This window comes from Chryseobacterium lathyri, assembly GCF_030812195.1.
GTDB classification, from domain to species: domain Bacteria; phylum Bacteroidota; class Bacteroidia; order Flavobacteriales; family Weeksellaceae; genus Chryseobacterium; species Chryseobacterium lathyri_A.
The window spans coordinates 812,218-824,803 of record NZ_JAUSSF010000003.1; the positions used below are offsets into that span (position 1 = coordinate 812,218).

The following is a 12,586-nucleotide window of genomic DNA, read 5'->3' on the forward strand; positions in this document are numbered from 1 at the left end:
TATTAGTTTTAAGCGTTAAAAGTTGGTTTAGTTCCTGTTACTCTTAATCCCATAGATCTAGCAGTACCTGCAACCATAGAAACTGCAGAATCCACTGTAAAGCAGTTAAGGTCAGTCATTTTATCCTCAGCGATTTTCTTTACCTGATCCCAAGATACAGAACCTACTTTGTTTCTGTTTGGTTCTCCGGAACCTCCTTTGATCTTAGCCGCATCCATTAACTGAATTGCTGCAGGTGGAGTTTTAATAACGAATTCAAAAGATTTGTCTTCGTATACTGTAATTACTACAGGTAAAACTTGCCCTGGCTTATCTTGGGTTCTCCCGTTAAATTGCTTACAAAACTCCATGATGTTCACACCTGCAGAACCCAATGCTGGACCTACCGGTGGAGAAGGGTTAGCTGCGCCACCTTTCACCTGAAGCTTTACCATTTTAAAGACTTTCTTAGCCATTTTTAATTTTTTTAGTTTGAATAATTAATGAGTTTGGAAGCATTTATTATTCAGCAGATTACCGACTCACATACAGCAAATCTACTTTTCGGACTGCAAAATTATGAAATATTTTTGAATTAGCAAATGGAAAGTGCTGATTTTTAGAAAGAATTAATAAATATTTTTTTATTTACTTTTACCAAAAACAAAGCCTCCATGAAACTGAAACTTCTACTTTTGAGTATATTTTTAATGTTTTGCTGTGCTTTTAAAAGCACAAAATGAATTTATTACGGTGTGGAAGCCAAGCAATACAGGCTTACTTCCCACAACAAGTACATCCAATCAAATTCTATTTCCCGGAGTAGGAACCGGCTACAAAATCTATTGGGAAGAGGTAGGCTATCCTACCCACAACGGAATACTGGATAATGTAACAACCTTACTTAACAATCCTCTTTTAATTGATTTTGGAAGTTCTTTGAATCCTGTACCTGCAAATGCAACCTACATTCTAAAAGTAAGTAACGGAAATGGCAACTTCCACCGTATCTGCTTTTATTCCCCTTCCGCACCCGTACGTGGAGACATTTACAAAATCATCGAGGTATCCCAATGGGGAAATATTAAGTGGTCCAGTATGGCAAACGCTTTTTTCTATTGCGAAGAAATGGATGTTACAGCAACGGATATTCCGTTTTTGAATCACCTCACTGATATGTCGGGCATGTTTGGAGGATGCTATAAGCTGGCTGGAAATTCCTCTTTCAGTAATTGGGATCTATCTGCTGTGACCAATTTGAGTCAATTTTTTTACTCTGCTAAAATATTTAACCAGCCCATCAGCAGTTGGAACATTTCCAATGTGACAGATATTTCATTAATGTTTTTTGGAGCCACATCATTTAATCAGCCTATAGGAAACTGGGATACTTCCCAGGTAATCAATATGCAAGGCGCCTTAGCATTTACCGGCCAGTTTAATCAGCCTCTTGCCAACTGGGATACATCCAATGTAACCAATATGAGCCTATTATTCTCTGATGCTTTATTATTTAACCAACCCATTGGAAATTGGGATACTTCCCAGGTAACTAATATGTCACATATGTTCGGTTCAACACAGATGTTCAACCAGCCCATTGCCAACTGGAATACATCCAATGTAACCAATATAAAATATATGTTTACTAATGCCGCTAAATTTAATCAACCTATCGGAAATTGGGACACTTCAAAGGTTACAGATATGTCCGGAGTCTTTAGGGAAACTAAAGCCTTTGACCAACCTATTGGAAATTGGAATACTTCTAAGGTAACCAATATGATGGATATGTTTGCAAGAGCAGAAAAATTCAATCAGCCCATCGGAAACTGGAACACTTCATTAGTTACCAACATGAGCTACATGTTTACTCAAACGTTACTTTTTAACCAGCCTATCGGAAGCTGGAATACCTCCAATGTAGATAATATGCTTTATATGTTTACAGATAACCCGATTTTTAATCAACCGATTGGTAACTGGAACACTTCGTCTGTAACGGATATGCGCCATGCATTCAAAAATGCTACAGCTTTCAACCATGATTTAAGCAACTGGAGTTTATATTCTGTTACACAATTAAATTCTATGTTGGATTTCTCCGGATTATCCTGTGCCAATTATAATACCACATTACAGGGTTGGGCAAACAGTACTTCCACACCGAGCAATCTGGCTTTAGGATCATCCGGGTTGGTCTACTCTACTCCGCAGGCTCTGGCGGCAAGAAATACTTTAACCAACCTTAAAGGCTGGACGATAACCAATGACACTTACGACATAGAATGTAATGTACTTTCAACATCTGAAGCCAATAAAAAACCTGGCTTGAATATCTATCCCAATCCTGTAAAAAGCACATTATTCTTTTCAGAAGAGTTAAAAGAAATTGAAATTTATTCTATACAGGGGAAACTGTTAAAAAGAAGCCCTAAAGGAAATAATATTGATATTTCCGAATTACTAAAAGGAATATATATTTTAAAAGCTAAGGACAATTCGGAAAATTCACTATCTAAAAAATTCATTAAAGATTAAAAAAAACTGTATAATTTTGATAATCGGTTGTCTCTGATTATTGTGATCACTCAAAAAATAATTTTTTGAAACTTTTATATTTCCACCAGTCCTTTTTCATGGTTGGCCTTTCAACAAAAATAAAAAACAATACAGAGATTATAAGCACGACTGAAAGAGCGATCGTAAATTTTATCAAGAAATCAATCAAATAATTATTAAATAACATTTTAGAAAAGAGTGGGGAAATATAGTAGATGAGTTTTTGATGGAGCATATAAATAGTATAGCACATTCCGCCAATAATATATAAAAACTTCTTCTCTAACAATCTGATAAAGTAAAACGACTTTGAAGAAAGAACTAATAAAATAAAGTTACCTGATAATATCAATATGGGATTTGACGTTAAGAAAGCTGTTATTAATGCAATAACACATAAAAAATCAAAGAATAAACTATTCTTAATTTTGTCTTTATATTCCATATATATATCTGCTGCTAAAAATCCTATCAGGAAAAAAGGTAAATATCCTACTATGGTCTTGAATTCAAAATGAATAAAATTAATATCGTTCCAAAAAAATATTAACAGAAAAAGTATACTTCTCCTCATTATTTTATTAGCTCTGAAAAGAAGCGCAAAGACAGGAGCAAGAATATAAAATTGGATTTCTATTTCCAATGTCCATAATACAGGGTTTATTACAGACCCTTCATTGTAAATAATATTGTGAACATAAAATAAAGATGCTAAAAGATGTGGAAATAAAGCCTCAAAACTTTTAGTCTGTAAAATAAATACCTGCAGTATAAAAATTGATACCAGCAATATAATATAAGGCGGTTCAAGCCTTGTCAGCCTTCTGATGAAATAGCTTTTAATATCTACATTTCCTTCTTTATATAAATACTGCCTTATAAACGGCAATCCTATAATAAACCCACTAATGGAAAAGAACAGATAAATACCTGTTGAACCTATATATTCATATTGTGCAATGGTATATTTTTTTGCAAAAAAAGGATTCTTGTCACAGTAATAGTCTATAAAATGCTCAATAAATACGGTTATTACACAAAAAAACCTTAAACCATCAATATAGAGAATTTTTTTACCTCCAGAGGTAACCCTCTGTAATAATTTCAATGAATGCATGCTTTATAAATTAATTAAGTGCTCATATCTTTACCCGCTATATATTTTAGAAATGGTCACAAACATCCATACTTCCCTTGAATACGCGAGGAGAGTAAAAAGTATAAACTATTTTAAAGGATATTATGATTCCGTGTTTCAAAGCATAAAAAGTGGTGGGAAACATTCAACAAGTAGAAAAGCTGATGTCTTAGTAATGATATGTTTACTTCTAAAATGGCAGTATTAAATATTTATTGCTGAAGAGCTGATTGTATCATGGCTAATCTCAACTTTGGAGATGCAATTACAGAAAGACTAGGATAAAGATTTTGTTCATATTTCTGAGTTTTTAAGTAAGAAAAATAAAGTCTAAAAAACTTTTCATTCATATTTGTTATTAATTTAAGTATGGCAAATATATAGATATCAAACACCTAATCAAATCAAATTAAAAAAATACTATCAAAAAAAATGCATGTGCTGTATTTTCTTATTAACTTAACAATACAAATAATCTTTATATGAAAATATTAATTCACCTAAAAATGATTATTCACAAAAAAAAATGATAAAATAGTATATATTCCAAAATATAGTTCAAAACACTATGACATTTTAAAATCGGTAAAATATTCTACTAATTAGGCTTATCAAGGAATTGTTTAAGCAATTCGCTTATCATATAAGGAACGGAAATATAATTATAAACATAAAAAAGACTGCTGTTTAAGCAGTCTTTATATATTTTAAAAAGTACGAATTATACTTTTTCCACTTGCATATAGCTAAGCTCCATTGGTGTTTTTCTACCGAAGATCAATACGGAAACTTCAATTTTCTTTTTGTCTTCAAGAATCTTCTCAACAGTTCCGTTGAATCCATTGAAAGGGCCGTCAATTACTTTAACGTTTTCACCTACAATGTATGGGATCTCAACGTCGCTTGCAAATTCTGAAAGCTCATCCATTCTTCCCAGCATTCTGTTGACCTCAGATTTTCTCATAGGAACAGGATCACCACCTTTTGTTAAGCTTAAGAAAGATATTACTCCCGGAATATTTTTAATCACGTGAGGAATTTCTCCCATCAGATCAGCTTCGATCATTAAGTATCCAGGATAATAAGGTTTCTCTTTAGGAACTTTTTTCCCGTTTCTGATCTGAATAACCTTTTCCATAGGAATAACCACTTGAGTAACGTACTGCTCAAACCCTAAACGCTTGATTTCTGTCTCAATATAGTTTTTCACTTTATTTTCCTGTCCGCTGATAGCTTTCAGCACATACCATTTCAATTCGCTCATTATGGGAAAATACTTTTTTAGTTGAACACGTTAATTAGCATTCCAATTATGTTGCTGATTGCTTTCGAAAACAATTCATCAACTCCAAAGGTAAACAATGCCAAAATCACTGTAGCAATAGTTACCACAATAGTAGAAGACTGAAGATCAGCCCACTTTGGCCATTCAACTTTATGTCTGAATTCGTTATAAGAACCTTTTAAAAAATCGACAAATGAACTCATAATTAATATTTGCACGGGCACAAGGATTCGAACCCTGATCAACGGTTTTGGAGACCGGTATCCTACCATTGGACGATGCCCGTAGATAAAAAGCTTCCGAGAGTTTCCTTCCGGAAGCTTTATTTATTTTAAGATGATTAGTCTAAGATTTCAGTAACCTGACCTGAACCAACTGTTCTACCTCCTTCTCTGATCGCAAATCTAAGACCTACGTTAAGAGCGATTGGCTGTAACAATTCTACAGTGATCTCTAAGTTATCACCAGGCATTACCATTTCTACACCTTCTGGTAAGAAGATCTCACCTGTAACGTCAGTAGTTCTTACGTAGAACTGAGGACGGTATTTGTTGTGGAATGGAGTGTGACGTCCACCTTCTTCTTTAGAAAGGATATAAACTGAAGCTTTGAATTTTTTGTGTGGCTTAACAGAATCTTTCTTAGCGATTACCATACCTCTCTTGATGTCAGTTTTTTCAATACCTCTCAACAATAGACCTACGTTATCACCAGCTTCACCTCTGTCTAGGATTTTTCTGAACATCTCAACTCCTGTAATAGTAGAAGTTAATTTTTCTTCACCCATACCGATGATATCAACAGGATCACCTGTATTGATAATACCAGCTTCGATTCTACCAGTTGCAACAGTACCTCTACCTGTAATAGAGAATACGTCTTCGATTGGCATCAAGAATGGCTTATCAGTATCTCTTGGTGGTTGCTCGATCCAGTTATCAACAGCATCCATTAATTCTTCAACGCTCTTGAACCATTTATCTTCAGTATCAGGAGTAGCTGCTGTAGCTGCTGTAAGAGCACCTAATGCAGAACCTTGAATTACTGGAGAGTTATCTCCGTCAAAATCGTAAGTAGATAATAAGTCTCTAAGCTCCATTTCAACAAGCTCTAATAACTCAGCATCATCCACCATATCAACTTTGTTCATGAAAACAACGATTCTAGGTACATTTACCTGACGGCAAAGTAGGATATGTTCTCTAGTCTGAGGCATTGGACCGTCAGTTGCAGCACATACTACGATAGCTCCATCCATTTGAGCAGCACCAGTTACCATGTTCTTTACGTAATCCGCGTGACCTGGACAGTCAACGTGAGCATAGTGTCTTTTTTCAGTTTCGTATTCGATGTGAGCAGTATTGATAGTAATACCTCTTTCTTTTTCTTCTGGAGCAGAGTCAATTGCAGAGAAGTCTTTTTTCTCAGCAAGACCTTTGCTAGCTAGTACAGCAGAAATAGCAGCTGTAAGAGTAGTTTTACCATGGTCAACGTGACCAATAGTACCAATGTTCAAGTGTGGTTTGTTACGATTAAACGTTTCCTTTGCCATGATTTAAAATTATTTATTTTATTATTTTTCAATTTTTCGGTGTGCAAATATAATGATTTTTTAAATACCAAAACCTTTTTATTTAAAAAAGTTTTAATATTCAAATCAAAGAAGCACAAACCTTATATTTCAATGTATGAGACAGCAAATTTACACAAATTTCCGGATTGAAAAAAATCATTATAAACGTTTTTATTTAAAAGCATAAAGTATCGGGCTAATTCTGAATACTATAGAATATAAAAAAAATATTTACGGATAAAATTACACTCTATAAAACTGCTAAAAATGTTTTCTGACGCATACAAAATCCTATATTTTTTTCCAGATAAACAATTTGAAGATCATCATAATGCCCAAAAATACGAGCTGGGAGCTTTCCAGCAGAATTTAGGACTTTATTATTGAGATACAGGAAGCGCAGAAAACATAGCTTCCTGCGCTTCTCTTCATATAATATAGATAGAAGAAATATTAAATCTGTTGATGTTTTTTTGTCCTGTTAAAAATCCAGAAAATAATCGGGAAGATCAACAAGGTTAGTACAGTCGCGGTAATCAGTCCTCCTATAATTACAATTGCCAAAGGTTTCTGAGATTCCGAGCCAATACCTGTAGATAATGCAGCAGGCATTAATCCTATGGAAGCCATCAATGCAGTCATGATAACAGGCCTTGTTCTTGATTTTACTCCATTAAGTATTGCAGTATCCAAAGTCAGTCCGTTCTTTACATTTTGGTGGAACTCTGTGATGAGAATAACTCCGTTTTGAATACAGATGCCGAGCAAAGCAATCATACCCACTCCTGCGGAAATTCCAAAATTCATCCTGGTCAAATGAAGGGCTATAATTCCTCCTATCAGAGCAAAAGGTACATTCGCCAATACCAGCAAGGAATCTTTCATGTTTCCAAATAAGATAAATAATAAGAAGAAAATCCCCAAAATACTGATCGGCACCACCTGCGCCAGCCTATGTGAAGCTCTTTGCTGATTTTCAAACTGGCCTGTCCAGCCAATGGAATAACCGTCCGGAAGATCAATATTGGCCACTTTTTTTTGGGCATCAGCAATGGTACTTCCTAAATCCCTGTCGCGGATTGAGAATTTCACCCCAATGTATCTCTTAATATCATCTCTGTAAATAAATGCTGCTCCGTTGTCTTTTACAATGGTACTGATCTCTTTCAGGGGAATCTTTGCGCCGTCCTGTGTAGGAACCATCAGGGAAGCAATATCATTTTCATCTTTTCTGTATTCCTGGGAATAACGCAGACGGATCGGGAATTTCCTTTCGCCGTCAAACATTTCCGAAGCAGTTTTTCCCCCAAAAGCCATTTCCAATACAGACTGTGCATCATCAGGCATCACTCCATAGGCTGCCATTTTATCCCGATCCAGCACAACACTTACTTCCGGCTGACCGATATTTTTAATGATCCCGGGATCTTTTACTCCGTCTACGCCTTTGATCTGTTTTAAAACCTCATCAGCCAATTTGTCTAAGGTTTCCAGATTATCACCATAAATTTTGATCCCGTTTTCTGCTTTGAAACCGGCTACGGCTTCTGCTACATTATCCGAGATCGGTTGGGAGTAATTGAAAGTAATTCCCTGATAGCTTCTGAGTTTTTTATCTATTTCCTCGATCAGTTCTTCATAGCTGATTTTGCGTTTCCATTCTTCTTTTGGCTTAAGGTTGACGGCAAACTGCACAAATCCAAATCCGTTCGGGTCTGTTCCGTCATTACTCCGCCCGGTTTGAGCCAGCACATCCGTGACTTCAGGAAAGCTCATAATATCTTTCTTCAAAAGATCTGCAGTTTTCAGAGATTCTTTTAACGATGAACTCATCGGCATTTCTGCGGTGATCCAAAGCGAACCTTCATTCAGCTGGGGCAGAAATTCTGTTCCTAAGAATTTCCCTGAGAATAAGGTAGCTACCATGAAAGATATGGCAACCATTAAACTCATTTTTTTATGTTTAAAAGTATAGTTGAACCCTTTCAGAACAATTCTGTCCCAGAAATTCACAAACGGGTTGTTTTTTTCTTTTACATTCTTATTTAATAGAATATGGGAAAGAACGGGAACCAGCGTCAGTGTGAATATCAGCGCTCCTATCAAAGCAAATCCTAAGGTAAATGCTAAAGGGGAAAACATCTTCCCTTCCACTTTCTGGAATGAGAAAATGGGGATTAACGATGTAATGATGATTAGTTTTGAAAAGAAGATGGCTTTTCCTAAACCTGTCCCGGTCTGCTTGATCCAGCCTCCTTTTGATAGCTTATTAAATTTTTCTGTTCCGTATTTAAGCGCTTTATGGTCGAGCATGACAAAAAGCCCTTCCACCATGACGACGGCTCCATCAATAATAATTCCGAAATCTACCGCACCCAATGAAAGCAGGTTGGCGCTCATTCCCGCAAGCTTTAAGCATAAAAATGCAAACAACAGGGATAGCGGTATTATAATGGAAACAATGAGAGTGGTTCTCCAGTCCGCCATAAAGATCAGAACGATCACCGTAACGAGAATGATCCCCTCGATCAGGTTATGCATGACAGTATGTGTCGTGAAATCCATCAGATTGTCACGGTCGTAGAATGTTACCATTTTAACATCTTTTGGAAGAATCTTTTCATTAAGTTCTTTGATTTTGGCTTTCACTCCAACCAGAACTTCCCTCGGGTTCTCCCCTTTTCTCATTACAACAATCCCTTCAACGGTATCTTCATGATTATTCAATCCGGCCTGTCCTACTCTCGGCATTGAACTTTCGTGAACTTCGGCAACATTTTTAACCAGAACAGGATTTCCGCTGTCATTCTGAATGGTAATATTTCCGATATCATTAGTGGATTTAACCAAACCGATTCCTCTCACCACATAAGCCTGACCGTTTTTTTCAATGACATCACCTCCGACATTTAAATTGCTTTTGAAAACCGCATCATACACCTGGAGTGGGGTCAGATTGTATTTATCCAATGCTCTCGGATCAATGCTCAATTCGAATATTTTATCTTGGCCTCCGAAAACATTGATATCTGCAACTCCCGGAACGCCTCTCAGCGCGCGGTCGACCACCCAGTTCTGCAGGGTCAGCAGTTCTCTTGAATCTTTTGTTTTGCTTTCCAGGGTATATCTGAAGATTTCCCCGGTAGGCCCGTAGGGTGGCTGAACTTCCGGATCCACCTCATCAGGAAGGCTTACGGTTCTTAATTGGTTATTGACCTGATTTCTGGCGAAAGTATCATCCACCCCATCGTCGAAAAGAATTTTAACAATAGAGAGACCAAACATTGTGGTACTTCTCACACTTGTTTTCTTCTGGACCGGGCTCATAGCCAATTCAATGGGCGTAGTCACAAAACGTTCCACTTCTTCTGCGCTTCGCCCATTCCATTGGGTTATAATGACAATCTGGGTATTGGTAACATCCGGGAAAGCTTCAATCGGCATATTTTTGAAACTGATAAAACCCGCAACAGCCAGAATAGCCACCCAGATAAAAGTAAATGCTTTATTTTTTAACGAGAAGGCAATTATATTTTTAATGAACTTATTCATAGTAGAGATGAGATGTTAGATTATTGAAGTTTTTTTGAACCATTAAGTTTTTATTTAAGGAGTTAAGATTATTAGGTAATCCGCAAGCGAATTGAATAAGCTGCAATGCTTAATATTTTCTTAATTAAACTTACTTTTAAATTAATTCTTTAATTATTCAAAGAGCGGTAAATCAGCAATTGATTATGAGTGATTACTTCTTCTCCTTCAGACAATCCTTCGATATAAATGATGTCTCTAACTTGCTTTAAAACCTTTATTTCTTTAACCTTAACATCTGTTCTTGATTTGTAGATCACCACAAAACTTCTGTTATCATCAAAAATGACAGCATTGGAAGGAACTGTTAATGCCGTTTTATTTTCCGAGCTTGAGACTTTTATGGTTGCCTTGCTTTCAGGAATTAATAATCCGTTTGCATTATTTAAAACAACCCTTGCCTGCATCGCATTGGTTTGTGGATCAATAATTTTAAATATTTTATCAATTTTTCCATCAAAAACTTTGTCCGGATAAGACAGTGTGGAAACCTGGGCCTTCATTCCAAGACTGATTTTTTCAATATCTGATTCGTTGACATTCATAATTGCCCAAACGTTCGTGGTATTCGCTACATCAAAAATATTATCACTTCTGTCACTTCTCAGCTGCATATCTTTATTGATATTCTTTTGAACGATGTAACCGCTGATCGGAGCTACAACACTGTAAATATTCCCCTTCTTCACATTATAAACCGTACTCACTGCACCTGCTCTCTGCATTTGGTCCTGAGCTTTCTGCAATTGGCTTTTGGCTTCCAGCACATCTCTTTCGGTGTTCAGTTTTCCTTCGTACATTTCCCGGGCAACGCGAAGATTGTTTTGAGCAACAACCAAATCCGTTTTCGCATCACTTACATCTTTCTGAACTTCAGCCAACTCCGTACTTCTGATGGTCGCCAAAACCTGCCCTTTCGTCACATGATCTCCCAACTCTACATTTACACTTAAAACATTCCCTCCAACCAGCGGATAAACATCGATATAACTGTTTTTATCTGCCGATATTTTTCCGTAAAAATTATAATCGTCTTCTATATTTTTTTTCTCAACTTTTGCTAAGGAAATTGACTTCAGCATTGTGTTGCTCAATTCAAAACCTTTTTTTGCCTGTGGTTTTGCTTCTTCTTTTTTTGAACAAGACAGAATTAGCAAAGCCACCATTGTCAGGGTTATATATTTTTTCATGCTTAATAGAAGATTTTCGTTTGTACCAATTGATTAAGCTGTTCTGCCGACTGTATGATTTCATTCTTCATATCGAAGATCTGGAGAGCCGTCTCTCTGTAACTATCCATGAAATCTGTAAACTCTATAAGGCTGACATTTCCTTTCCTGAAATTTTTCAGCATTCCGTCATACACCAGTTCCATATTGCTAAGATCTGTGGTTTTGATCTCTGCAAGCTGGTTGTACTGGCTTTTCCAGTTCTTATAAGCAGCCTGAACTTTAGTTTCAAGATTCAGTTTCCGGTAATCTGCATTTTTCTGGTTCTGCTGAATGGCATAATTGGCTTTTTCCACATTTCCCTGATTGGATTTCCATAATGGCAATGGAATTCCTATCATAAGATTAACCTCGTTTTTAAAGGTTCCCCCATTCTGATCCCACCCTGCTCCTACATTAAGGTCCGGAACATTAAGAGACTTCTGCCACTGTGCATATAATTTGCTGTTGTCAATTAATTTTAAGAAATATTGATAGTCAGAATTATGTTCCAGTGCTTTTCTCTTTAGTTCGTCCTCATCTCCGAATGGCTGGGCTGCAAGGATTTCTTTTACATCTGCATCAGAAAGCTGCGGCTCTATCTCATCGGAACTTCCGGTTAGTACTTTTAAATTTTGTTCAAATTCAAGGATATTTTTATTAATTCCCAGTTTATCATTATTAAGCTGAATCACGAGACTCTGCAGCCTTATTTCGTCTTTAAGGGAAACGTTGCCTTTGGCAGACTGTACGCGGTAAGCATTTAACAGGTCATTCATGTATCCCAGCTGCTTCTCGGTGTTGTCGAGCTTTTGTTTCTCATAATATAAGTTGAAATAAGCAGTACGAAGCTGGGCTCTCAGATCCACTAAAAGCTGTGAAAACTGAAGCTGCGCGAGCTCCTTGTTTGATTTTGCAAAAGCAATTTCATTTTTCTTTTTTCCCCCCATATAGATCAGCTGGGTGATCTCCGCTCCTTTGGCATGTCCAATATCAAAAGCTTTTTTTCCTTCTGGATTGTAGGCATTGATCTGACCGCTCAGTTGGGGGAGTTCCCAGATCTTAGCCTGCAGAATGTCTGCATCGGCCATATTGATATTATATTGTTCTGCAAGAAGCTGAAGATTGTTTTTCTGAAAAGCTTCTTCACAGTCCAGAAGTGACATCTGCTGCTGCCCTGCCATGAATGAGGAAATGGCAATAAACAGCCCTGCAATTTTATTCATTCTATCTCTTTTATGGTGCAAAAT

Annotated in this window: 9 protein-coding genes and 1 tRNA gene; 1 reads left to right on the top strand and 9 read right to left on the bottom strand. The window is 36.5% G+C overall.

Annotation, left to right across the window (positions count from 1 at the left end; all coding sequences use genetic code 11):
• Positions 1-8: 8 nt before the first annotated feature.
• Positions 9-455 (bottom strand): 50S ribosomal protein L11, encoded by a 447-nt coding sequence (gene rplK, locus J2T03_RS18935; RefSeq protein WP_062650142.1) that lies wholly within the window; start codon positions 453-455, stop codon positions 9-11.
• A 244-nt stretch (positions 456-699) separates the two neighbouring features.
• On the opposite strand from rplK, the gene J2T03_RS18940 reads away from it, so the two are divergent.
• Positions 700-2,520: a BspA family leucine-rich repeat surface protein gene (locus J2T03_RS18940; protein WP_307220907.1), complete on the top strand. Its 1,821-nt coding sequence runs from the start codon at positions 700-702 to the stop codon at positions 2,518-2,520.
• Between the two features lie 46 nt (positions 2,521-2,566).
• On the opposite strand, the gene J2T03_RS18945 is transcribed toward J2T03_RS18940, so the two are convergent.
• The 8 genes from J2T03_RS18945 to J2T03_RS18980 form a co-directional block, all read right to left on the bottom strand.
• On the bottom strand, positions 2,567-3,649 hold the full coding sequence (locus J2T03_RS18945; RefSeq protein ID WP_307220909.1) for an acyltransferase family protein: 1,083 nt from the start codon (positions 3,647-3,649) through the stop codon (positions 2,567-2,569).
• A gap of 751 nt (positions 3,650-4,400) precedes the next feature.
• Entirely contained in the window at positions 4,401-4,943 is a 543-nt protein-coding gene (gene nusG, locus J2T03_RS18950) for a transcription termination/antitermination protein NusG (RefSeq protein WP_062650150.1), read from the bottom strand.
• Positions 4,944-4,960: 17 nt separating this feature from the next.
• Positions 4,961-5,167, bottom strand: coding sequence for a preprotein translocase subunit SecE (gene secE, locus J2T03_RS18955; RefSeq protein WP_034702507.1), 207 nt, complete (start codon positions 5,165-5,167; stop codon positions 4,961-4,963).
• 12 nt (positions 5,168-5,179) lie between these two features.
• Positions 5,180-5,250 (bottom strand) — tRNA-Trp (locus J2T03_RS18960).
• Positions 5,251-5,304: 54 nt separating this feature from the next.
• Positions 5,305-6,516, bottom strand: coding sequence for an elongation factor Tu (tuf, locus tag J2T03_RS18965; RefSeq protein WP_034749673.1), 1,212 nt, complete (start codon positions 6,514-6,516; stop codon positions 5,305-5,307).
• Positions 6,517-6,990: 474 nt separating this feature from the next.
• Positions 6,991-10,089 carry an efflux RND transporter permease subunit gene (locus tag J2T03_RS18970; RefSeq protein WP_307220911.1) on the bottom strand — a complete coding sequence of 1,033 codons (3,099 nt, stop codon included), beginning with the start codon at positions 10,087-10,089 and terminating at the stop codon, positions 6,991-6,993.
• A gap of 149 nt (positions 10,090-10,238) precedes the next feature.
• Positions 10,239-11,318 (bottom strand): efflux RND transporter periplasmic adaptor subunit, encoded by a 1,080-nt coding sequence (locus tag J2T03_RS18975; RefSeq protein WP_307220913.1) that lies wholly within the window; start codon positions 11,316-11,318, stop codon positions 10,239-10,241.
• A gap of 2 nt (positions 11,319-11,320) precedes the next feature.
• A complete protein-coding gene (locus tag J2T03_RS18980; protein ID WP_307220915.1) occupies positions 11,321-12,562 on the bottom strand; it encodes a TolC family protein in 1,242 nt (413 codons plus the stop codon).
• Positions 12,563-12,586 lie beyond the last annotated feature (24 nt).

What these genes read in the sequence shown, in the direction of transcription:
- J2T03_RS18970 (WP_307220911.1), bottom strand. Translation starts at nt 10,089, where the DNA reads ATGAATAAGTTCATTAAAAATATAATTGCCTTCTCGTTAAAAAATAAA.
- nusG (WP_062650150.1), bottom strand. Translation starts at nt 4,943, where the DNA reads ATGAGCGAATTGAAATGGTATGTGCTGAAAGCTATCAGCGGACAGGAA.
- secE (WP_034702507.1), bottom strand. Translation starts at nt 5,167, where the DNA reads ATGAGTTCATTTGTCGATTTTTTAAAAGGTTCTTATAACGAATTCAGA.
- rplK (WP_062650142.1), bottom strand. Translation starts at nt 455, where the DNA reads ATGGCTAAGAAAGTCTTTAAAATGGTAAAGCTTCAGGTGAAAGGTGGC.
- J2T03_RS18980 (WP_307220915.1), bottom strand. Translation starts at nt 12,562, where the DNA reads ATGAATAAAATTGCAGGGCTGTTTATTGCCATTTCCTCATTCATGGCA.
- J2T03_RS18975 (WP_307220913.1), bottom strand. Translation starts at nt 11,318, where the DNA reads ATGAAAAAATATATAACCCTGACAATGGTGGCTTTGCTAATTCTGTCT.
- tuf (WP_034749673.1), bottom strand. Translation starts at nt 6,516, where the DNA reads ATGGCAAAGGAAACGTTTAATCGTAACAAACCACACTTGAACATTGGT.